Source organism: Nitrospira sp. T9 (genome assembly GCF_052156535.1).
GTDB lineage: Bacteria > Nitrospirota > Nitrospiria > Nitrospirales > UBA8639 > Nitrospira_E.
Map to the genome: position 1 here is coordinate 212,899 of NZ_JBQKUP010000035.1, position 22,168 is coordinate 235,066.

24 protein-coding genes are annotated in these 22,168 nt (G+C 50.2%); 15 read left to right on the forward strand and 9 right to left on the reverse strand.

Annotation, left to right across the window (positions count from 1 at the left end):
* The first annotated feature begins 307 nt into the window (after positions 1 to 307).
* A complete protein-coding gene (locus ACTRXD_RS11380; RefSeq protein WP_442431924.1) occupies positions 308 to 2,476 on the forward strand; it encodes an amylo-alpha-1,6-glucosidase in 2,169 nt (722 codons plus the stop codon).
* Between the two features lie 189 nt (positions 2,477 to 2,665).
* Here ACTRXD_RS11380 and ACTRXD_RS11385 read toward each other — a convergent pair whose 3' ends face one another.
* Entirely contained in the window at positions 2,666 to 3,076 is a 411-nt protein-coding gene (locus ACTRXD_RS11385; RefSeq protein ID WP_442431925.1) for a hypothetical protein, read from the reverse strand.
* Positions 3,077 to 3,299: 223 nt separating this feature from the next.
* On the opposite strand from ACTRXD_RS11385, the gene ACTRXD_RS11390 reads away from it, so the two are divergent.
* The 4 genes from ACTRXD_RS11390 (at position 3,300) to ACTRXD_RS11405 (ending at position 6,860) form a co-directional block, all read left to right on the forward strand.
* Complete coding sequence (locus ACTRXD_RS11390; protein ID WP_442431926.1) at positions 3,300 to 4,688, forward strand: NfeD family protein; 1,389 nt, start codon at positions 3,300 to 3,302, stop codon at positions 4,686 to 4,688.
* The gene (gene floA / locus ACTRXD_RS11395) at positions 4,688 to 5,662 is read left to right on the forward strand and encodes a flotillin-like protein FloA (RefSeq protein ID WP_312745292.1); all 975 of its coding nucleotides are present in this window, start codon (positions 4,688 to 4,690) and stop codon (positions 5,660 to 5,662) included. Before ACTRXD_RS11390 ends, floA begins: the two co-directional genes overlap by 1 nt.
* 7 nt (positions 5,663 to 5,669) lie before the next feature.
* On the forward strand, positions 5,670 to 6,026 hold the full coding sequence (locus ACTRXD_RS11400) for a hypothetical protein (RefSeq protein ID WP_442431927.1): 357 nt from the start codon (positions 5,670 to 5,672) through the stop codon (positions 6,024 to 6,026).
* An 81-nt stretch (positions 6,027 to 6,107) separates the two neighbouring features.
* Complete coding sequence (locus ACTRXD_RS11405) at positions 6,108 to 6,860, forward strand: DUF72 domain-containing protein (protein ID WP_442431928.1); 753 nt, start codon at positions 6,108 to 6,110, stop codon at positions 6,858 to 6,860.
* Positions 6,861 to 7,090: 230 nt separating this feature from the next.
* On the opposite strand, the gene ACTRXD_RS11410 is transcribed toward ACTRXD_RS11405, so the two are convergent.
* Positions 7,091 to 7,273 (reverse strand): hypothetical protein, encoded by a 183-nt coding sequence (locus tag ACTRXD_RS11410; protein ID WP_442431929.1) that lies wholly within the window; start codon positions 7,271 to 7,273, stop codon positions 7,091 to 7,093.
* Positions 7,274 to 7,507: 234 nt separating this feature from the next.
* Here ACTRXD_RS11410 and ACTRXD_RS11415 point away from each other — a divergent pair, with 234 nt between their 5' ends.
* From ACTRXD_RS11415 to ACTRXD_RS11430, 4 genes are all read left to right on the forward strand, one after another.
* Positions 7,508 to 7,645 (forward strand): hypothetical protein, encoded by a 138-nt coding sequence (locus ACTRXD_RS11415; protein WP_442431930.1) that lies wholly within the window; start codon positions 7,508 to 7,510, stop codon positions 7,643 to 7,645.
* Positions 7,646 to 7,724: 79 nt separating this feature from the next.
* Positions 7,725 to 8,138, forward strand: a complete 414-nt coding sequence (locus tag ACTRXD_RS11420) for a helix-hairpin-helix domain-containing protein (RefSeq protein WP_442431931.1) — start codon at positions 7,725 to 7,727, stop codon at positions 8,136 to 8,138.
* Complete coding sequence (locus tag ACTRXD_RS11425; RefSeq protein ID WP_442431932.1) at positions 8,122 to 8,421, forward strand: hypothetical protein; 300 nt, start codon at positions 8,122 to 8,124, stop codon at positions 8,419 to 8,421. Before ACTRXD_RS11420 ends, ACTRXD_RS11425 begins: the two co-directional genes overlap by 17 nt.
* 672 nt (positions 8,422 to 9,093) lie before the next feature.
* On the forward strand, positions 9,094 to 9,633 hold the full coding sequence (locus ACTRXD_RS11430) for a hypothetical protein (RefSeq protein ID WP_442431933.1): 540 nt from the start codon (positions 9,094 to 9,096) through the stop codon (positions 9,631 to 9,633).
* Positions 9,634 to 10,320: 687 nt separating this feature from the next.
* On the opposite strand, the gene ACTRXD_RS11435 is transcribed toward ACTRXD_RS11430, so the two are convergent.
* On the reverse strand, positions 10,321 to 10,887 hold the full coding sequence (locus tag ACTRXD_RS11435) for a cold shock domain-containing protein (RefSeq protein WP_442431934.1): 567 nt from the start codon (positions 10,885 to 10,887) through the stop codon (positions 10,321 to 10,323).
* Positions 10,888 to 11,001: 114 nt separating this feature from the next.
* Positions 11,002 to 11,919, reverse strand: coding sequence for an ATP adenylyltransferase family protein (locus tag ACTRXD_RS11440; RefSeq protein ID WP_442431935.1), 918 nt, complete (start codon positions 11,917 to 11,919; stop codon positions 11,002 to 11,004).
* A gap of 539 nt (positions 11,920 to 12,458) precedes the next feature.
* On the opposite strand from ACTRXD_RS11440, the gene ACTRXD_RS11445 reads away from it, so the two are divergent.
* A complete protein-coding gene (locus ACTRXD_RS11445) occupies positions 12,459 to 12,878 on the forward strand; it encodes a CBS domain-containing protein (RefSeq protein ID WP_442431936.1) in 420 nt (139 codons plus the stop codon).
* 230 nt (positions 12,879 to 13,108) lie between these two features.
* Here the strand turns inward: ACTRXD_RS11445 and ACTRXD_RS11450 are convergent, their stop codons facing one another.
* Positions 13,109 to 13,555: an acyloxyacyl hydrolase gene (locus tag ACTRXD_RS11450; protein WP_442431937.1), complete on the reverse strand. Its 447-nt coding sequence runs from the start codon at positions 13,553 to 13,555 to the stop codon at positions 13,109 to 13,111.
* A gap of 442 nt (positions 13,556 to 13,997) precedes the next feature.
* Here ACTRXD_RS11450 and ACTRXD_RS11455 point away from each other — a divergent pair, with 442 nt between their 5' ends.
* The 4 genes from ACTRXD_RS11455 (at position 13,998) to pfp (ending at position 17,064) form a co-directional block, all read left to right on the forward strand.
* Positions 13,998 to 14,357: a response regulator gene (locus ACTRXD_RS11455; protein ID WP_442431938.1), complete on the forward strand. Its 360-nt coding sequence runs from the start codon at positions 13,998 to 14,000 to the stop codon at positions 14,355 to 14,357.
* Between the two features lie 42 nt (positions 14,358 to 14,399).
* The gene (locus ACTRXD_RS11460) at positions 14,400 to 14,681 is read left to right on the forward strand and encodes a YgaP family membrane protein (RefSeq protein ID WP_442431939.1); all 282 of its coding nucleotides are present in this window, start codon (positions 14,400 to 14,402) and stop codon (positions 14,679 to 14,681) included.
* A 146-nt stretch (positions 14,682 to 14,827) separates the two neighbouring features.
* Positions 14,828 to 15,745: a universal stress protein gene (locus ACTRXD_RS11465; protein ID WP_442431940.1), complete on the forward strand. Its 918-nt coding sequence runs from the start codon at positions 14,828 to 14,830 to the stop codon at positions 15,743 to 15,745.
* 62 nt (positions 15,746 to 15,807) lie between these two features.
* Positions 15,808 to 17,064 carry a diphosphate--fructose-6-phosphate 1-phosphotransferase gene (gene pfp / locus ACTRXD_RS11470; protein ID WP_442431941.1) on the forward strand — a complete coding sequence of 419 codons (1,257 nt, stop codon included), beginning with the start codon at positions 15,808 to 15,810 and terminating at the stop codon, positions 17,062 to 17,064.
* 429 nt (positions 17,065 to 17,493) lie between these two features.
* Here pfp and ACTRXD_RS11475 read toward each other — a convergent pair whose 3' ends face one another.
* The 4 genes from ACTRXD_RS11475 to ACTRXD_RS11490 all read right to left on the reverse strand — a co-directional run bounded on the left by ACTRXD_RS11475 (position 17,494) and on the right by ACTRXD_RS11490 (position 21,010).
* Complete coding sequence (locus tag ACTRXD_RS11475) at positions 17,494 to 17,847, reverse strand: hypothetical protein (protein ID WP_442431942.1); 354 nt, start codon at positions 17,845 to 17,847, stop codon at positions 17,494 to 17,496.
* A gap of 79 nt (positions 17,848 to 17,926) precedes the next feature.
* The gene (locus ACTRXD_RS11480) at positions 17,927 to 18,571 is read right to left on the reverse strand and encodes a CBS domain-containing protein (RefSeq protein ID WP_442431943.1); all 645 of its coding nucleotides are present in this window, start codon (positions 18,569 to 18,571) and stop codon (positions 17,927 to 17,929) included.
* 111 nt (positions 18,572 to 18,682) lie between these two features.
* Positions 18,683 to 19,999, reverse strand: coding sequence for a pentapeptide repeat-containing protein (locus ACTRXD_RS11485; RefSeq protein WP_442431944.1), 1,317 nt, complete (start codon positions 19,997 to 19,999; stop codon positions 18,683 to 18,685).
* A gap of 102 nt (positions 20,000 to 20,101) precedes the next feature.
* On the reverse strand, positions 20,102 to 21,010 hold the full coding sequence (locus ACTRXD_RS11490) for a universal stress protein (protein ID WP_442431945.1): 909 nt from the start codon (positions 21,008 to 21,010) through the stop codon (positions 20,102 to 20,104).
* Positions 21,011 to 21,417: 407 nt separating this feature from the next.
* Here ACTRXD_RS11490 and ACTRXD_RS11495 point away from each other — a divergent pair, with 407 nt between their 5' ends.
* Positions 21,418 to 21,990 (forward strand): universal stress protein, encoded by a 573-nt coding sequence (locus tag ACTRXD_RS11495; protein WP_442431946.1) that lies wholly within the window; start codon positions 21,418 to 21,420, stop codon positions 21,988 to 21,990.
* Positions 21,991 to 22,168 lie beyond the last annotated feature (178 nt).

Consider the following 22,168-nt stretch of genomic DNA (forward strand, 5'->3'; position numbering starts at 1 on the left):
ACGAAAAAAAATTTTCCGGCAGTAAGCAACCGCCGAGGTTATGACAATTCCTACTTTCTTGAAGGATTTGAGACCACATCATAAACTCCCCAGGCACTATCTTGGCATGCAGATAGGTAATCAAGTATGTTTGGAATCATCTCATTTATTCACGAGGGATGCCCCTATGTTCGTGAATCAACCATTTCGAAAACCTAATGGAAATTCCTGAAATGCTTCATTCATAGGCATTTCTCTGAATATCCACCTTTTAATACTAAGGCTATGAAATTGATCAATTTCCCTTCCCAGGGTCAAAGGAGATCCAATGGAGAAGAAAATCATCCGGATAGGAGATGAGCATTATATTCTGGCGACATCCGCCCTTGCCGATGCCCGAACGCATGTCTTAAAGCATGGAGAAACGTTCGGCATTTTTAATCGGTACGGTGATATTCAACGCATTGGGTTGGGCGAACAGGGACTGTATCATGAGGGAACTCGGTTTCTTTCCAAATTCGAATTTAATCTTGAAGAATCCTATCCTTTTCTTCTCAGCTCCACCATCAAGGAAGACAATGCCTTACTTGCTGTGGATCTGACTAATCCTGATCGTTATCAAAATGATCTGACGTTCCTCTCTCGGGGCACCCTCCATATTTCTCGAACAAAGCTTCTCTGGCAAGCTCGGTGTTATGAACAGTTTCAGTTCACCAATTATTCATTAAATCCGTTAGTCCTGAGTTTTTCGATCCAATTTGAGGCGGACTTTGCGGATATCTTTGAAGTACGAGGGGAACTACGTCCTCAGCGAGGGGTGTTGACCACGACGCTCCTGAAAAGCAAAGCTGTCGTTTTTGAATATCAGGGGTTGGATCACATCAAAAGGATCACGTATCTTACCGTCGATCCTTCGCCAACAACAGCCTCCACCAAGTCGATGGTTTTTGAGGTATCCCTTGCTCCGCATGAAGAAAAATCTTTTCATATCAATGTTGCCTGTTCCGTGGAGGGTCAGGTGCCGGAGCCAATGAATTTTTCCACGGCTCGAGTCCATGCCGCCCATGCTTTGCAAACGGCCAAGGCACAGTACTGTAAGATTTACAGCGGGAATGAACAATTCAATGACTGGCTGAATCGGTCTCTCGATGACATCTGCATGATGACCACTGATCTTCCCCAGGGTGCCTATCCCTATGCGGGTGTGCCATGGTTTAGCACCGCTTTTGGGAGAGATGGCATTATTACGGCGCTGGAATGTTTATGGATTAATCCGGATCTCGCGCGAGGGGTATTGACCTTTTTGGCTTCCACCCAAGCCACGGATATTATTCCGGATCAAGATGCACAACCGGGTAAAATTTTGCATGAAACCCGAAAGGGCGAAATGGCGGCCCTCAAGGAAATTCCCTTCGAGCAGTATTATGGAAGCGTCGATTCGACCCCGCTTTTTGTGCTCTTGGCCGGAGCATATTTCGATCGAACGGGAGACAAAGATTTTATCGTCTCGCTCTGGCCTCACCTGGAACGGGCGTTGGCATGGATTGATGAATATGGAGATCCAGACAAGGACGGATTCGTGGAGTATGTTCGGCAAACCCCCAACGGCCTCGCTCAGCAAGGCTGGAAGGATTCCAATGATGCGGTGTTCCATGCAGACGGCACCATCGCCGAGGGACCGATTGCCCTCTGTGAGGTTCAAGGATATGTGTATGCGGCAAAACGGGCGGCGTCTCATTTAGCGAGACTTCTTAATTACCATGATCGGGCAGAATCACTGTTACGGGAAGCTCAAACACTCCGCCACCAATTCAATTTGCAATTTTGGTCAGACGAATTAGGCACGTACATCCTCGCCCTTGATAGAAACAAACAACCCTGTGCCATTCGATCTACCAACGCCGGGCATACGCTCTTTACTGAAATTGCCACACAGGATCGAGCCGAACGCATCGCGAAAGGATTATTAGAGGAGGATTTTTTTTCTGGTTGGGGAATCCGGACAATCCCGACCACTGAAATCCGATATAACCCCATGGCCTATCATAATGGATCGATCTGGCCACACGACAACGCTCTCATTGCCTTAGGAATGAGTCGCTATGGTTTGACACAAGGTGTCGAACGGCTCTTAGGAGGACTTTTTGATTTGAGTATTCAGGTGGACCTTCATCGACTCCCTGAGTTGATTTGCGGGTTTCCTCGAAAACCTGGAGAGGGTCCAATCCTCTACCCGGTCGCCTGCGCTCCTCAAGCATGGGCGGCAGGAGCCGTCTTTTTATTGTTACAGGCCTGTCTCGGCATTTCCTTTCACGGTACCGATCGGGAAATCCGATTCACTCATCCCTCTCTTCCCGAGTTTTTACCGGCCATCCAGATTAAAAATCTTCGGATAGGAAATGTTTCGGCAGATCTGGAATTTACACGAACAGAATCAGATGTCATGATCAATGTGACTCGAAAAGATGATCTCCTGAGCATTGTGGCAGTCAGATGACGCGATTTCTGTTTAGCACTCCGTAACGGAAAATGCGTTTATGCCGGAGCCCTTCCAGGGACGGATCGCCACCATCTTTCTCACCCGAGACCTCTAGTTTGTACACTGATAACCAATGCCATGAAAACCTTTGAAGTGCCCCCTTTACAATTTGATACTCTTAAGGACGGGGAGATTTACAACACTCACTTACTCTTTTCCACAGTTGATTTTTAATGATTCGATATCGTCAGACATGTCTAAATCCGCTAAATCACCGTTTCGTTGATTGGCGACAAACGCTACTTCGGTTCCGGAAAAATCCGGATCCTCATAGGCGTAAACCATGGCATTTGGTCCTACAATCAAACTCTCGATTTCATTATTCCAATTCTGACCAGCCACATCCTCTAACGTGGCTGACTGGAAAGGTCCCGCTACACGGACATGGGGATCGTCAACATCAAAATCAGTATCCTCATATAACTCTACCCAACAATTCTTATCGACAACTTGCATTTCCATATCACTCGCACCTGCGACCATGTTTTCTTGGCCGTAGGCCACTCCCGCGATGAAGGTCAGAGCCAATGCCCCGTTAAGCGTGTATGAAAATTTCATGAAACACCTCCGTATAAGTTATAAGGTCCATTCAAAATGAATTATTATGACTCATATTATCCTTCCTCAAAACTCTTCCACATTGGATTTTAATGATTCGATAAGGTCAGAGATGTCTAATGAACCGAAATCACAATATTCCCGCGACTCAAGCAGCTCCCTAGACATGCCATCGCTTGAGTCCCGTCAAAAAAGGTAGGATAGAATGAGAGGGTTCTGATTAATGCTGGCACAAATACGATTCCACCATATTCTTTCCGCGCTGGCAGTTTATCTGTCTGTTTTCCTGGTTTTCGGTGTAAGCCAGGCCGTCACGCCGAAGCCTATCGTTTTTGTGGCTCCCATTGAGGGGGTCATCGATCTAGGCCTTGCGCCATTTGTGCAACGGGTATTAGACGAAGCCACCGCCGCTGGAGCCAAAGCCGTCATATTAGAGATTAATACCTTTGGCGGTCGGGTGGATGCGGCCGTGCTGATTCGTGATGCGCTCCTGAACTCCAAAGTTCTCACCGTCGCGTTCATTAACAAACGAGCCATCTCCGCCGGGGCGCTTATCAGCCTGGCCTCCGAAAAAATTGCGATGGCAGACGGCGGCACCATCGGTGCCGCCACACCCGTGCAGATCGGTCTCCCAGGTTCGCCGGCTCAACCCGTTGAAGAAAAAACCGTTTCGTATATGCGCAAAGAGTTCCGGGCAACCGCTGAGCAACGGAATCGTCCACCGCTCGTCGCCGAAGCAATGGTCGATGCGGATGTGGTAGTTCCAGACCTGATTGGGAAAGGTAAATTGTTGACCCTCACCACCAAAGAAGCGTTACAGGCCGACATCGCAGACTTCCAAGCCAATTCGCTGGAGGCTGTGCTAGAATCTGTGAACCTCGCTGATGCTGACATCCGCTACGCGTCAGAAACTTGGGCTGAGTCCCTGGTGCGGTTCCTCACCCATCCCGTGGTCAGCTCCCTATTGATGACCGTTGGGATTCTGGGAATTATGCTGGAAATGCGGATGCCAGGCTTTGGGGTTCCTGGCGCCCTCGGGCTCATCAGTCTTGCCCTCTTTTTTTGGGGACATGGGCTTGTCCAACTCGCAGGATTAGAAGAATTTCTCTTAGTTGGACTCGGCCTGATATTGGTCGGGCTGGAAATTTTTGTCATCCCCGGCTTTGGCATTGCTGGAATCTTAGGAATCATGGCGCTTATGGGAGGATTGGGACTGAGCCTCATCGGAACCGGTGCCACATGGGATTCCATGCTTTCCGCCCTTGGTCAAGTGGCCTTTTCAATTCTGGTGGCTATCATCGCCACCCTCATTCTGCTCCGCTATTTCCCACGCCTTCCATATGGAAGGCGATTGATTCTGGAAACCAACCTGCAGGCTCAAGAGGGATATGAATCGAGTCCGGAGGCAGATCATCGTTGGTTGGGCAAGCAGGGAATTGCCATGTCCGACCTGCACCCTTCCGGCATTGCTCGCTTTGATAGAGAGCGGGTGGATGTGGTATCCGACGGAACTTTTATTGATGCCGGTCAACCTCTTGAAGTCGTGCGCATCGACGGCAATCGTGTGGTGGTTCGACTCGCACCACCCCAATCAGAAAAGGACTCCAGATAATGGAAATTGAAACTCAGGCATTCGGTTCCCTTGGGCTCCTCGTCTTGGTTCTGGTACTTCTATTTGGTTTTCTGTATGTCATTCCCATTCCCCTTTGGATCGCGGCATGGGCCTCAAACGCCTACGTTGGACTCTTTACACTGGTCGGTATGCGGTTGCGCCGGGTTCCCCCGGTCACCGTAATCAATGCCAGAATCAGCGGGGTCAAGGCAGGACTCGATATTCCCGTGGACGATCTGGAAGCTCACTTTCTGGCCGGAGGCAATGTGGTCAAAGTCGTCAATGCCATGATCTCAGCCGACAAGGCCAATATCCCCATGACCTTTAAACGCGCCGCCGCCATTGACCTGGCCGGCCGTGATGTCCTTGAGGCCGTCAAAATGTCGGTCCTTCCAAAAGTCATCGAAACTCCCCGTATCACCGCAGTGGCCAAGGACGGCATCCAGCTCATCGCCGTCTCACGAGTCACCGTTCGAGCCAATATTGACCGGTTGGTCGGCGGAGCCGGTGAAGAAACGGTAATTGCGCGGGTGGGAGAAGGGATGGTGAGCACCATTGGCTCCTCCGCCACACATAAGGATGTCCTGGAGAACCCGGACCATATTTCCAAGAATATATTGGGAAGGGGCCTGGATGCCGGGACGGCGTTCGAAATTTTGTCCATCGATATTGCCGATGTCGATGTGGGAGAAAATATCGGCGCAAAGCTGCAAATCGATCAGGCAAATGCGGATAAGCAGATTGCTCAAGCCAAAGCGGAAGAACGGCGGGCCATGGCGGTCGCCTTGGAACAGGAAATGCGCGCCCGTGTCGTCGAGGCGGAAGCAGAGGTTCCCAAGGCTATGTCCGAAGCCTTTCGTCAGGGAAATTTAGGGATCATGGACTATTACCGGATGAAAAATGTTCAAGCCGATACGGCCATGCGAGGAGCCATTGCCGGCACGGAGGAGGAACCGCCGGGACCTTCCAAATAATGAGGTGATGATGAGCTTGGAAGCATTTATTTCATTCGCTATTTTTCTCATTCTGTCGTTGATCGCTCTTGCCATTCGATGGCTGAACGAACGAATACGGAGAGACATCGCTCTCAGAGATCTGAAGGATCTCTTTCTTTCAGAAGATGACTCCGCAAACCAAGGTGCCCCTGAGACACCCGACATCACGAACCTTTCTCCATCGTCACCAAAACAGCCCATACAGAAATTCAGACCCACGACCACTCCGAAACGCCGGACCGCCAGCCGGCTTCGTTTACGCAATAAAGCAGATCTTCGACAGGGGATTATCATCATGACGGTTCTTGGCCCCTGTAGGGCCCTGGAACACCCCGATGACTAGATCTTGAAAAGGGATAAGAAACCTTATAAACCTGAACAGATGCCCTGTACGTGTCATTTCAGCATGACATGATTACCCCCTATGAAGAACATCGGGAAAATCTACATTGGGACTTCAGGCTGGCATTATCCACATTGGGTGGGCCCCTTTTATCCGTCAGGCATGGCCAGTGAAGAGTTTCTCCGATTTTATGCCCGCCACTTCAGCACTGTTGAAATCAACAACACGTTTTATCATCTTCCAGCTCCTCACACAGTGACAGAGTGGAAAACCGAAATACCCAAGAACTTCTTGTTCACGTGTAAAGGCAGCCGGTATATCACACATATGAAAAACCTTAAAGATCCAGGGCAGACCCTCCAACCTTTTTTTAACACGGTTAACCAACTGAGCAACAAACTGGGACCGATTCTGTTTCAGTTGCCGCCGCGTTGGAGGATAAACACACTCAGGCTGGAAGAATTTTTGAAGGCCCTACCGAAAACATTCCGGTATGCATTTGAATTCCGTGACGAAAGCTGGTTCGCGCAACCCGTCTACGACCTCCTCACAAAATATCATGCGGCCTTTTGCCTGTATCATCTAGCCGGGCGCTGGGCACCGGAGATCGGCACCACGGATTTGGTGTATATCCGGCTTCATGGCCCCGGCGAGGCCTATCAAGGAAAGTATCATTCCCGAACGCTTCGCCTTTGGGCTAACAAATGTCACACGTGGGCACAATCAGGAAAGAACGTCTACTGCTATTTCGACAATGACCAGGACGGATATGCCCCGATCAATGCACTTGCCCTGCAAACAATGGTACAAGGATTAAAAAAGAAGCCACGTTAAGGAAACAGAATCAGGCAGGATTCACGAGCCTCATCGAACGGCGCCACACCAAATCCTGGCAAGTCTTTTTCGAGGTATCCGTCCAGGACCAGACATCGGATCAGCACAAAAACCCCCCTGTGGTCTTGAGTTGAGCTGAAGACGGATGGTAGGCGCGAATTTTCCAAACCCTTCAGAATCCTCTTTTCCCTATTCAGGCCAAATCTCAAAATGCTGCTTGGTAGGAGGAGTCATCGCTCGCACATAATCCCACACGTCGCCATCACAAAGACCACGATCTTCCATCCATCACTCGTCTGACAATCAACCCTGCCCTCTAAAATATCACCGGCGACTAATTCAAACTTGGCCTCCCCGCGTTCAATTCGTTGGAGTTCCGTGAAGGCTGCTTCGCAAAAACCATCTCTGGTCATATTACCTTCTGGATAAAAAGAAAGAGACGGTCATGTTGTCAATCAATTTTCAACCGCCTCACACATCATCAACACAACGACTGTTCTAAGGTTTTTACCTCAAGGCCTCGCAACTCGCATGGAGTTGGGTACCCGTCGGAGGTACTATTGTGCCAGAAACACCATTAGTAAAACTGATACCATAGGAGAGAGCATCTATCATTAGACAATCGAAAATTTCAAGACCATTCTTCCATGTCAGTGCATAACACCGAGATTGCCGAAATATTCAGCCGGCTTGGAGAGCTTCTGGAAATTCAAGGCGCCAATCCCTTCAGGATTCGAGCCTATCAAAGAGCCGGCAGACCATCGAAGGGCTACCACACAGTGTGACCCCAATGTTAGCGGAAGGCACCGATCTTTCCAATCTCACTGGTATCGGCAAAGATTAGTAGCCAAGATCCAAGAGATTGTGGAAACGGGTCATCTTTCCCTTCTTGACCAGGTCAGTTCCAGACTACCGGGACAACTGGCCGACTTGGCTAAAATTCCCACTCTTGGCCCCAAGCGCGTGAAAATACTCTACGACACACTCGGCATCCAGGATTTGAAGGGACTGGCCAAGGCCGCCCAATCCGGAAAAATCCGGGAGCTTCACGGATTTGGGCCAAAAACCGAGGGAAAAATTCTCGCAGAGACCGACAAACGCTCAGGCACGGAGCAGCGGATAAAAATCAGTACGGCCGAAGAGTTGGCGGAGCCGATCCTCGACTATCTGAAACGCGCGAAGGGAGTAAAAGACGCCATTATTGCCGGCAGCTATCGCCGGAGAAAAGACACAATTGGCGATCTCGACATCCTGGTGACATGTGCGCAGGCGAAATGACCCTCTCATTCCGTTGAATGATCACAGCACCATTGCTCCCGATACCGTGAACCGGACCGGAAACAGCCCGCTCATCGTCCTGGCTGACCATCGTCTCGTCGGCATTGTGGCCTTAAAAGACATCTTGAAATTTCTTTCGTTAAAGCTTGATCTGGAAGGAACCCGATACCCTGAAACTCCCCCCTCAGCAAACCGGAGACATCTGTTAAATGATTGCTCTCCTGACCTTCTGCGCATTCTTCTCCCAAGCAACCTGAGAGTTTTTCTCAACTTTTGTCATTAACACGACCGATCCGGATACCCCGGGGAATTTCAGGCCGGCATTTCAGACTCAGGTCAGATTTCTCTGTGGCCTGCCACTGAGGCTGTCGAGTCCAACACCCCGCAGCCCACAAGGGGGCTGTTGAAAAAAGCCGCCAGCGGCGTTCTCGCCATTTTTCCGTGCTCACGTACTAGAAGTACGCTCTGCGCGAAAAAATGACTGCGGCCTTCCCTTCGGCATGACTCAGGGCAGGACTGGACAAACTTTCTTGAAAAGCCCCGAGGCCTCTAATATGCAATGTGCCTGTGGGTCAATTTGCCCTTAGATATTATTATTCACCACTCCCACAAGGGGTGAGACATTCTCATTCAAATTGTGGTAAAAAATTCACCTCGCCTATCATAGGATCAGTTGATAGGTGGTTGAGCACATTGGGCTAAGGCAATGGAGGGCCTTTGAGGATGATAAAAGCCTCAAGGGCCATTTTTTTGTTCAACTTCATCAAAGGAGGGGCTCCGATTTTATTCAAACGTTATCCACGTATGAAACGGATGTTGATTTCGCAACACATCCACTAGCCGGAACGAGGGCTGAACGACGAAAAAGAACAATCCCCAATCACAGGAAGGAAGTGAAAAAGGTTAAGGAATGGTCTCGGCATAGCTCTTAAAATTACACAGACGGAGGACCCAAATGAGGCACATTTCACCAGACAAAAACATTTTTCGAATAGCACTGTTACTTGGAGGTCTGACGATAGTTTATCTAACCGGGGGAGTATCTGAGGCCCAGAAGATCCCATTTTTCGATCGGAATGTTGTTCTTTTGGATTGCGTCGAGAGTGCAACAAATACTTTTGTGGTTGATAATATTTCATCGACCGCCGATGTGGAAATCAATAGAGGATTAGATTGTGCAGCAGCTGTGCAAAAGTTATTGGTCAAAGGGTATGTGCTGGGTCCCGGAGCCGGAGGTGTGACTTCCGGTGAGGCGGCCTCACTGGATCACTTCTTAATGATATTTTTCCTAAACCCCAATGATTTGCTCGAACGAAGGATTGACACTCAGACGGTAAATCCCTCACGAGATTGTGTTATTGGACAGATCTCACCGGGATGTTCCACGAATATTGAAAGACCGGAAACACAAAATCCGACCGTGAATAGACAGGAGCCCCTAAGCCCGATTTTACAAAGTCCTCGAAGCCCGATATTACAAAAGCGTACGCCTTAAGGCCGCCCGGCAGATAAACACCAAAGCCTGACGGCACCACACGGCGTCGGGCTTTGGTGTGATCCGGCTACCTGATGGCTGCTCTCGACCCGGAAGCAGATAGGTCCTCTGTCGTCGGACGGTGAGAACCCTCAATCGGGCACCTCATGTGAAAGACTCTTCTATTGAAGAAGTTGGTTCTGAAACGGCCTAGGAGCCTGTCGGACTTAGGAAGAATCGGCTGCAAAAGTGTCTCAGCGGTCCATATTTCACCGCTTTCTTGGCCCATAGTCCTACTATGGGCCAGCGAAACCGTCAAAATCTGGCCTCGCTCAGCCGCTTTTTCGCTTTCGATCCCCTAAGTCCGACAGACTCCTAGCCGCGTTGGACAGATCGGGAACCAGCACTCGGTGAAAGAAGTCCGGTTGCATGTGATCGCCTGAACAGCGGATGTCGGACTTTCAGTCGCCCAAGCCCTCCAAGCCGGATCGTATTTTTTGCCAAATATCCCTCTGCGGAATTGGCGGGGAGCCCAACACGATCACACTATACGTGCGTGAATATCATTTACCGATTCTGATTCAATGCCCAAAAATCCACACATCCATTTCCAAGGAGGAGAAATTTCCTGCCACTGCCAAACACCAGGATTTCCCTCAAAAGGGGAAAAATTCTTCTGAAATCACTGTCTTTCTTGGTCAAGCCGCTTTAGGAAAAGGCCGCTTTATCGACGGCTCCCGGGACACTGGGAAGCGGATTAACCGTGGTTGCCTGTGGCCCCTTCTCCCCATCTTCCACGTTGAAGGAAACCTCCACCCCATCCTCAAGCTCCTCGAATTTCATTCCGTGTACCGCATTTTTGTGAAAGTAGACCTCGCCTCCTCCGTCCTGGAGAAGAAAACCATATCCTTCCTTGGGAAACAATTTAGAGATCACTCCGCGTAACGGAATAGGGGGGACCCGTATTTCTTTGGAGGCCCGTTTTTCCCGAAACTTCTTCACCTCGATGGCCATGGCAAAGAACGCCGCACGGATAGCCTCTTCGAACGTCTTTTCCTCTTTTCTCGCCGTCAGAGTATGACGGCCAGGCATCGTGACAACCACCAGGGCTTCGGCCACATTTTGAGATTTTTTATGATGGGCGTTTTTTGTGAGCGTCACCCGCCCGTGGATCAGGTCCTCATGGCCGGCCTGGAGATCGGCCATCCGACTTTCAATCTCCGTTTTCCACCGTGGGGTCATTGTCACATTTCGACTGTCAATTTGAAGATCCATAGTGTTTTCTTTCCTCTCGATTTGAGTATTAGAAACAACAGACACTCACATCACCACAAACTCGGCTTTCAGTATACTCATGGAAGTGCAGGAGGGAAACATGGAAAAATTCCCCTAACACAAGGCCACATGACGAAGTGTGGTCATTGGTCCACACGTTTTCAATCGATCAAACTGCGCCTGATTTTTCACCAAAAAGCCTCCGGCAAACCCCAGGGCATTTACGGAAATGCTCTCAAAACACTCGGTAGACCGTGGAACCAATAACATCCACTGTCGTGTGATCAGTAAATTGTAAGGACGGGGGCTCCTGGTTTCCTCTCCCGTTCCACCATCCGCCAGGCCGAGAGTCTGCAACATATGCAGATATTGCCTGAGCAACTCTTGTGCCCCTTTCAAAGGAGAAGCAATCCATTCCGGATTCATCCGGACCAAAACATGGGAAAAATGGAGCCCCAGAGCCCTCCCAATCCGCCCCCCGAATCTGGCTGTTTCCAAAAGAGGTTCAATGGGAAGATGAGACACTTCAGCCGTCAAGGGAAGAGGGACCATTTGCAAATGCTTATGTCGTTGACTCGCGCCAGCGGCTTCCCCCGCGTTATAAAAGGCCAATCCTTCGAATTCGGTCAAACACAATAACACGGCTTGGATATCACTCAGCGTAAGGAAGGATTCCTGTTCCTGAAACGATCGCGTCACCATGAGGATGTGATGATCCAGAACATTAAATTTATTCAATAAACACACATGGGTATCGGAAATGTCCGCCACAAACAGATCCTGATCGTAAGGCAGAAAGGGGTCCTGATCCATGTTGGCAGCCTTGGAAGGATACCGTTGATCACTGTTTGCCTGCACCTTCCTGGCCAGATTGGAGACAATTCGTATGAGAAAATTAACCCCGGCATGTTCCACTAACTCGAAACGGGTGGGAATCGTATGAATCGCGCCTCGGCACATGGCGTGGGCGGTTCTAGCTTGCACCTTGGCTTGCAAAGTTCCTGGTTCGAATGGCTGAATGATACCAGACATGTATATTCCTCGGCTTAGGAGGGCGACATCCCTATAAAATGGGGTATCCACTCACATGGACATCTTTTTTGAAAATTTAGTCTCACTTTTCTCAAGGAGTGCGGGTTTTCAGGCAAACCATTTCTCCTCTGCCAGATCCCGTTAAACCTTCAAAACACCAAAGTCGGCTTTCCAATAAATCAGTCAGGAATCATGGTTACCGGCCTACTGAATGCCCTTACAGACTTAGACCGTGCCGGATGAGCCCTGCTTTGTTTACCGGCCCTTCCCCTGAATTTCTACCTATCCTTTTATCATGGTAGAAAAACTTCTGGGCATGAGACCTCAGGTCTCGCCATTTTGTATAGTCATCGTTCGCGTCCGATCCATTTAAAAATTGCAGAGAAAATATGTGGTCATAGAGAATAGCGAGGAGAACCCGGAAATCGAACAGCCCGATCTTTTGCTAGAACCACTGTGCGAGATTTAATATACACGTCCATATGGTCCTATAAGGGATCGCCCCATAAGGAATTTCTATTCATCTATTAGGAGGTTTCATGGCTACACCGAATCTTCACATTAAGGCCCGTGATCTTATGCAAACTCGTATGGTGGCGGTCACCCGTCAGTATAGTGCTCGTGATCTCTCGATCCTCATCCATTCCGGCACGTTTAGCGGAGTACCGGTCATTGAACCGGGCAATCAACTGGTGGGGATGGTCACCGAATTTGATGTATTGAAAGCCCTGGTCGCTGGGAAGGATTTGCACGGGCTAAAGGCCGAAGACGTCATGACCATAAACCCGGTGACGGTTGAAGAAACCGCAACAGCAGAGGAAATCGTTAAACACATGATCAAGCATCAGATTATCCGGATTCCCGTCGTTCGTGATGGCAAGCTTCTGGGCATGATCTCCCGCACAGACTTATTGAATCACCTGATTGATAACCATTTGATTAATGTCTATGGAGGCTAGCAGCCGGGGGAGTTAATTTTTCAAGCATCGAGCAGGCCACAGCCTCCTCGAAAGTCGGTCACATTGAAGGCTGTTTCGGTCCCAAGAAGGCAGTGCCTTGCCGACCACTATTCTTCCATCTCTAGAAAACGTCAAGACAGGGAGGACGTCATGAATATGGAAAGGGGCCAGACGTCGTTCTCTTCACCAATGCTCGCTAAAAGAGCCATATGCGAAGACCATGAACATTTTCAGAAAGCGTAACTCAGTTCAAGCATGTGCAAGTCTACGCCACGACTCTTTCCATAAATTGTCGCATCAGACATGTGATGGAATCGCCAGCCCACAACCATGTTTTTGGGAAGCTGAACACCCACGCCAACGTGTGCAATGAATTGAAACGGACCACCGATATCTTGGCGGCCAAACTTCCACTTGCTGATGAGCGCTCCTCCGACTCCGCCATCAATAATCAACCACCAACTTGGAATTTTTAAAGCTAAACCAGGTGTGAGCGTGGTGATAAAACCAAGGTCCCCGGCTCCCCTTAACGCACCAGCAGTACCCCAAACTTGAGAACGCACCTCCCACCCGGACGTACCTTCCCACCTCCAGGGAAGCCCCATGATGCCAAAGACGTCAAATTGTTCAAAATCTTCCTTTTCGCCAGGCTGTAAACCGGCATCTTTAAAGTTCATGCCACCTCTCACCCCCAGGGCGACCAATTCAATGTCTTTGGCCCATCCGGTTCCCGAACATCCCAAGAAGCAAACGAACACTAATAACGCCCTCATTAACTTACGACTCCTTTTGAATAATACGACGACACGTTTGACGATGACAGCCCATCAGACCAACCTACTTCCCTACCCCAGCATGATTTTCGTTGTTGTCGTCAATGGAATGAAATGAACATTACACATTTTTAAAATGAAATACCCATAAAATTCAGCCCCTTAACCTCGTGAAACTGAGGCCAAGCGCAACACCTCCCCAAAGCTGAAATGAGGATTTTTGCGCCACTTTTTCATGTTGAAAGATTTTCTTTCCTAACAAATCAAAGCCATCTTTTTCTGGCATTTTGGCACAGGTTTTGAAGTTTTCAGATTGTACAATATTTCCATAACGGATATCTCTTGTATGTTACTCATTGCCACCATCGACCCCATCTTGCGAAAAAACTTACAGCAGACCTTAACCGAAAAAGGCGACCCTTTTCTTTTGCTGGATGAGGGGGAAAATATCATTGAATCCGTATTATGCCATAACCCTTCTCTGGTCGTGGTGGATTTATATTTGACCCAGCCGAGCGGTCTGGAGATTCTACGTCAACTCCGCGAAAAGGGATTCTCAGGAAAGGTAGTGGTATTGGGAGGGCAATCGAATCAAAGCCTCGCTCCAGAAGCCAGTCAACTGGGTGCCATTCAAATTATCGGACGTCCTTTCAACGCCAATCAGGTACTGGGCGCAGTGCGGGTCGCCAGTGGAGACTTAGACTAAGTGACGTACTAAATTGGCTTTCCCCATCTGAAGAGGTGTGATATGAAAAAGTATCGTAACATCGGACACCATGAACGAGTAATTCGCGTCGGGGTTGGGTTTCTCCTGCTTGCCTTATCAGGATTTTCTTTCCTACCGGGGTGGGGGGATCTCATTCTCATGATTGTCGGCCTTATCGCCTTGTTGACCGGCATTATAGGATACTGTCCGGCGTGGCAAGCGTTGGGAATTAATACATGCCCACTCAAAAAATCTGAGCATCCGCTTTCACACTCTAATCAAACAGTTCATGAACAGGCGGATCCCTCATCCCACAGATCCTAAAGAAGCCGAGTTTCAACTTGATGATCCAACTCCCCGGCATGAAACCGTCACCTAAACCATGCCAGGATACGACTACAGATGCTTCTACCAGATGACATGGAGCCTCATCCAGCAGACTGGTGAGGTCCCAATAAAACCAAGGGCACATGAAAACTCCAACCGCGCCAGTGAAATCCAAAACGATTTTGATTCCTGTGGATGATTCGTCACAGGCGGAGGAGGCTGTTCGAAGCGTACAGGCTTTATCTCTTCCAGAACGCGTACTGCTGCTCCACACCATTTCCATACCCCAACTCGCCTATCCAGGTACAGGAATGAGTGTCGGTCATGATTTTTCCGGGGCCGCAGAAAAGGTGTTGCGGGAAGAAGGCGCTCGAGTCCTCGAAAAGGCCGCTTCCCTTTTGCCACCGGAATGCGGGAAGGTCTCTCAACACCTTGAAATTGGGATTCCCGCTTCGGTCATTCTCTCGATGGCGGAGCACGAATCGGTGGACCTCATCATCATGGGGTCGCGCGGGCTGGGAACCATTAAAGAACACCTGATCGGAAGCGTCTCGCACCGGATCGCAACCCACGCCTTGTGCCACGTATTTCTCGTCAAGGCTCCTGTTGTCCCGTTCAATAACATTCTTCTTCTCATCGAACATCCTCTTGATGCCGAATGGGCCATTGAGTTTTTATCCCAGAAGCCTTTTGGAGGCACTCCTCATGTCTCCGTGCTGCAGGTCATCCCCTTTGCCCAGCCCCTTCTCCCGGTCCGCGCACTCCTACCTGACTCCTGGAAAAAGGAGCTCCAGAATGGAGGAGCCCGTTTAACGAAAGACGTCTCGGACAAAATCTCAAGCCTGGGGTATTCCGTAGAGAGTATCGTCGAACCAGGGGCTCCTTCCTCAGTCATTCAACGACAGATCTCCCGTCTTCAACCCCAAATAGTCCTCATGGGTACTCCCGGTCGTTCCCCGGTTCAACGACTGGCACACGGGAGTGTGTCTCATGCGACTATTCACCACTCCCCCTGTTCCGTGCTCTTGATTCGTGAACCACCTTCACACGCTCCGGCTTGATTACCCTAACGGCCTCTCCCTATGATAAGTCTCCTATAATCTTTAGCGCGAGAACCGACACCATGGATTCCCCAATTCCTAAATTCGCCATTCTAGTCGGGGGCGGACCTGCTCCCGGCATTAATAGTGTCATTGAGGCCGCCACGATTCGAAGTCGTCTCTGTGGGGTAGAGGTACTTGGGATTGAAGATGGATTCCAATGGTTGATGAGGAGCGACCTTTCCCACACAAAACCTCTCACCCGCGAAACGGTCAGCCACTTGCACTTTCGTGGTGGCTCGTTATTGGGCACATCTCGAGCCAATCCGACCAAACGACCTCAAGACTTATCAACCACGTTGACCTCCCTGCAAAAATTGGATGTAACCGGCCTTATAACCATTGGCGGGGATGATACGGCCTTTTCCGCATTAAAACTGGCAGAACTGGCCAGTGGACGATTACACGTTGTTCACGTGCCAAAAACCATTGATAACGATTTGTGCCTTCCCCATGGCATGCCGACCTTCGGGTTTCAAACGGCCCGGCACATGGGAGTCGAACTGGTCAAAAATCTCATGATTGACGCCCATACCACATCCCGTTGGTATTTCGTGGTCACCATGGGACGTAAGGCCGGACACCTGGCCTTAGGCATCGGTAAAGCAGCAGGAGCGACCCTCACCCTGATTCCTGAGGAATTCAAGGGGTCCACGCTCAAGCTTGGCCACTTAACCAACATTCTGGTGGGAGCCATGACCAAACGTCTGGCCCAGGGCCGCTCGGACGGCGTGGCGGTGTTGGCTGAAGGACTGTCGGAGTTTTTGGATCAGGACGACCTCGCCCTCTTAGGCGGAGTTGAACGAGATGAACATGGCAATATCCGACTGGCTGAACTGGATATCGGAAAGGTCTTGAAGGAAACCGTCACTCAAAAGCTGAAACACTCTGACATCAAGATCACCATCGTGTCCAAAAACATCGGCTATGAGCTTCGTTGCGCCGACCCGATTCCGTTCGACATGGAATACACACGGGACTTGGGGTATTGCGCTGCCCAATTTCTTCTGGATGGAGGAAATGGCGCCATGGTGTCCATCGTGAACGGACGCTTTACCCCCCTGCCGTTTACAGACATCGTGGACTCCGCCACCGGCCGCACCCGCGTACGCATGGTCGACGTGGATTCGGAATCCTATAAGATTGCCCGTGCCTATATGGCCCGTTTAGAACCGGAAGATTTAACAAATATGGAAACCGTTACACAGTATGCCGAAATTTTAAACATGACCCCCGACCAATTCCGTAGCACCTTTGACGGGGTCGCCAATCCCTCCTGAACATTCACGACGCTTTCTTCCCGCTGACTCTTTTCGTATTGGCCATTCTTTCCCTAAAGGGCAGAGAATCGCACCCATGCAAATCCTAGCATGGGTCTGTTGAAAAAAGCCGCCAGCGGCGTTCTCGCCATTATTCCGTGCTCACGTACTAAACGTACGCTCCGTGGGTAAAAACGGCTGCGGCCTTTCCTTCGAGAGGCCTCAGGACAGGACTGGACGGACCCTTCGGGAAGACTCAGGGCATGCTTTTTTGAACCGACCCGGAGCCTTTGATGAGTAATCTAATCCTAGGCAAATTTATCTTTAAAAATCTTTATTATTCAACACTCCCTTGCATAGACCATGGGCTAGCCATAAGGGACCCAACGCTTAGACAAAAAAAGAAGGAAGGAGGCGAGCCTTGACGGAGGAAAAACCAAGGACGTGTTGTTATTGATGCGTTTCGTGTTTATAGAGGGATTCCGACACATCCATCAAAAATCCTCCCTCATCCGTGAGCACCAACCCTCCATCCTGATCCAGACTAAATCTCATCGAATCCAAGAGAGCCGTCACCGGCAATTGATACACAATGAGGGTCCCTGAGACAATCGACATGACCTTTGTGCGAAGATCGGACTTCTTTTGCATGTTTCCGCTAAACATATCTTTTACAAACGTATACCCTTTCACCTTGACGATCCCGGCTTCATAGATCAGCACCTCGCCCACAAAAAACCGGGGCGTATCTTTTTCAAATAGTCGGCGATGGACGATTAACAGTTTCTCTCCTTGGTTAAGCATGCGTTTCCTCCTTTAACTCGGCAAAAGGATAAGAGAGGATTGTCTGCTTCCTCATCAGTGGGCCGAGAATCTCTTTCGTTTATACCCAGTGGTCAAAGTCAGGATGGGCGACCAGGGCACGCAGAATATCACTTCTGGTAATCATGCCCACTAAGCCCGCGGCTTCAGACACAATCGGCAATGCGCCAATGCGTTCCTCCAACAACACCCTCGCAAGTGCGCGAAGCTCGGCTTCCGGGGACGCGACCAGGACAGGGCGACTGATCAGACTGTGGATAGAACCTCCGGCTTGTTTCTTAGGCCCCGTGGTCCCTGAAAGAACCGACTCCATGGTTCCCCGTAACAGATCCCGATCGGACAATATCCCGACCACGATGTCCTTTGCGTCGAGAATAGGGATGTGTCGAAATCGCCTGGAAAGAACCACATCCCAGGCTTGGGCAAGTGAGGACGTCACAGGAAGCGTGACGACAGGGGAAGACATGATGTCCCTGGCAAAAATCTTTGCTCGAGAAGATTGCGTGAACGATTCAACCTGTTCATACAAGCGGGCCTGCAGGGAAGATGGCCCGGCATTCTTCTGAGAAACCGAAGGAGGATTTTCCTGCCCGACCTTCCCCTGGCCGGCGGCAGGGGCCTTCGAGATTTTCTCGACATTTCTCTGCCGGAACGAACCCGGCACATAGGGGACCCGCATGCCTCCTGGGTCAAATACGGTGAACATTCCGACACTCCGTGTCTGGTTCCATGGGTTCACACTCTAAACCTGTGAATGAGACATTGAGCCTATTTGTTGAACCCCCTTCACCGTTTTGCGAGGTCCAAATTTTCGTGCTCAGCGCAGGCATGGAGACGGTCCCAGCAATCCTTCCGGCAACCGGGTTCGTGCATCGACACAAGACTGATTCAGTTGTGCCTGGTTTAAACCTTGGGCATACCGAATGGCCACACCCTCCAAACGCGTGCCCTGCAAAGAGGCTTTTTCGAGATTCGCTCCCCGAAGATCGGCCCCGTAAAACCTCGCCCCATCCAGTTTGGCCTCTTGCAGATTGGTACGGAACAGCACGGCAAATTCCAGATTGCTCTGCGAAAGATCCGCTTCAACCAGATTCGCCCAGGAGACATCGGCGCCTTCCAGATTTGCCCCCTGCAAATTCGCCTTCGCGAGATAGGCTTCATCCAATGTCGCCCGCAAAAGATTGCTATTCGCTAAATTCGCCTCAAGCAAGTCGGCATTCTGAAAACTTGCCCCGGCGCAATTGGCTCCTTCGAGATTGGCCTGAAACAGAACGGCCCTGTCCAAATTCGCTTCACGGAGATTGGCCTGCGTCAGCACAGCCTCATTCAGATTGGCTAATCCCAAATCCGCCCCGGACAAATCGGCCGAGCGAAGATCGGCTTCTTGCAAGTTGCTTCGGTTTAAATCCGCATCCAAAAGTTTGACATTGGCGAGTAAGGCTCGGTGAAAATTGGCTTCTCGACCATCGGCTCGAATAAGAGACGCCTCCGCCAAATTGGCCATTTCGAAATCCGCCCTGACCAGATTGGCCTCCTCCAAATCAGCGCCTCGTAAAACACCCAGGCGGAAACGAGACTCTGCGAGATTCGCTTCTCGCAAATCGGCCCCCGTGAAATTGGCCTGGGTCAAATCGGCTTTTCGAAAATCCGCCAACCGGGCCCTGGCACCTGAGACATTGGCTCCGCGCATATCAACCGAGTAGAAAGAGGCTTCGGTGAGGTTAGCTTTTTGAATGTTTACATGGACTAACTTGGCCGTGGTGAACACGGCACGCGTCAGGTCGGCCCCTTGAAAGTTGGCCCCGCTCAAATCCTTTTCCCGAAAATCAACCCCGGCCAGATCGGCCCCGCATAAATCGGCCTGCATCCCTTTCGGGTCTTGATGATCGGCGAGCCATAGGGCATGTGCGGCAAACATCCGGACCAGCGTCTCTTCCGGAACCTGTTTTCCGAGGAATGCCCCATGACAATCCGGGGAGGTGCCGGTGAGGCCACCGGACACATCCAGATGCTCCCCATAGGCTCCGGTGGCCATCAGCCATCCGATGAATATGAATCCCATCAGCCCTACGACCCACGACCCTCCTGGTTTCACCGACCTCACATGCGAATGACCTGTCTTTCCTGTGTTCAACAATATCCCTCCTTTGTGTTCTTTATGTCGTGTCAAGTCCGAGCTTCATCAGATGGTCATCGATGAAAGCCGGCAAAACATTCGGCATTCATGCGATTGAGGTTAATGCCGGACGACCAGCACGGACGAAGGCGCATACGCGCTCACCCATTCCGAGACACTTCCCATGGTAAATCGTTCCACACCCGTAAGCCCCTTGGATCCCATGACCACCAATTTGGAGTGACAGGCTGGAACCGACTCAACAATTTTCTCCCGTGGATTCCCCTGAAGACGTTCTCCCACCACTTGGAACCCTTCCTTAAGAAACAATTCTCGATATTGCTCAAGGCATTCCTGAGCATGCTGCCGAAGAGGTGCCACCAGGGTCTTCAGCCGTGATTTCGGGAATATCTTCTTGGACGCATCCGTCAAGATATCGGGCACAACCGACACCAGGTGAAGGGTCACCTCTTCGGGAGACAACCATTCTTTCACCTTGTTTGCCGCAAACTTGGATGCCTTGGACCCATCCAAGGCAAGTAGGACGGAAGCCGGCACGTCGAGCGGACTCTTGACCGTCAGGACGGAGCAGGGACCATGAGTCAGAATCGTCCTGGAAATACTTCCAAGCAGATATCCCGGGAGATCGTTCATTCCGCGTGATCCCACAACCACCAAGTCAGGCCGGCTCCGCTCGGAATAGCTGATAATTGAATCAGCCACATGCCCTTTCACCAAGGCCGTCTTAATCGCCGCGAAGGGCTTTGTCGTGGCCTGGCTTAATGCCAAATCGATTCGGTGCGCACAACCCGTCAAGACCTTCTGACCCGCTGCCTCCAGTTTTTGAGAAATATCTTTGGTTCCTGACTCATGCTTTTTCGGTCGCTTCCCCCCACCACCTTTCAAGATCCGTGGATCAACCGCATGCAACAACACCAACTCGCTTACCGAATGTCGAAACAGCTTGCCTATACATTCCAGGGCCCAGAGAGAAAACTCCGATTCATCAACCGCACACAGGATTTTCATTGGCTCATCTCCTCAATCTCATTCACACAGAACACTTCACACAAGTCCATTCTTCATGACGACACACTCTTCCACTCGCAGGAATCCTGCCAAGCGGAAAAGTATTTGACCAATATTTTTCTGGCCGGAAGTTTGAAATTTACATGAAAAGAAAACGTCATAACCTTTCACGCTATTTCCACATGCCCTTTTTTGGGACTATTTTCCTTCAGTATGGTGTAGCTTTTTTCCGCTTTTTTCAGGAGACGAATAAAATTAGTTGACCAGGAGCCAACGTTTTGTCACGTCTAACTCTCGCTCAAACCCTCCTCTCAGGAAAAGAACATGGTCTGGCATTTTCTTTGCTGAGTTCTCATGCATTATCGTAAATATCTACGCTATGACAACCACATCATGAGGTCAACAACATGGGTGACGGTTTGTTTCAAAAAATTCTGATACCCGTCGATTTTGCTCCATCCTCACGAGAGGCGTTTCTAGTTGGTCTTCGTCTGGCACGAAGTTTTCATTCAGAGGTCATACTTCTTCATGTCATCGACACCAAGTCCCTTGATGCCCTGAACGCTCTCGGGCTCGCGCTGCCCTCAGAGGAGAAAGTCCAAAAAAAACGATTACATCACCAGGCTCGTCTTCTGGCGCGGGGCCTGTTGACGTTGCCTGAAACCAAAGGGCTAAAAATTACGCGTGTACTCAGCGAAGGGAACCCTTTTATAGAAATTGCCCGTATGACACGAACAGAACAGGTCGACCTTGTGGTCATGGGCAGTTATGGGGGCCAAACGGGCGATATTACCAGGATTTTTTTTGGCAGTACGGCCGAAAAAGTGGTTCGCACCGTGACATGTCCAGTGCTTTGCGTCCCGCATCCTTATCATCAACGACAGCCCTTCACCGATGTTGATGCGGTATCCAAACCGGTCAAAACGGAACCGAAAAAGAAGCGCACCAAACCCTCGTCCGTTTCAAGAAAAAGAAAATAATTGCCGACGACACCCTCAATCCCCTTCAGACACCAAGGGCTTCCTGTTGCCCGGGACAGCGGTTCCAGCCCTAGGGGTTCCTCCTGTCTCCTCTCCCTTTCCTCATTTATGCCTTATGGACGTCAGTCAACCTCCCTCCTCACGTTTCCCTCCATCCCCACTTCCCCAGTTAACGTTT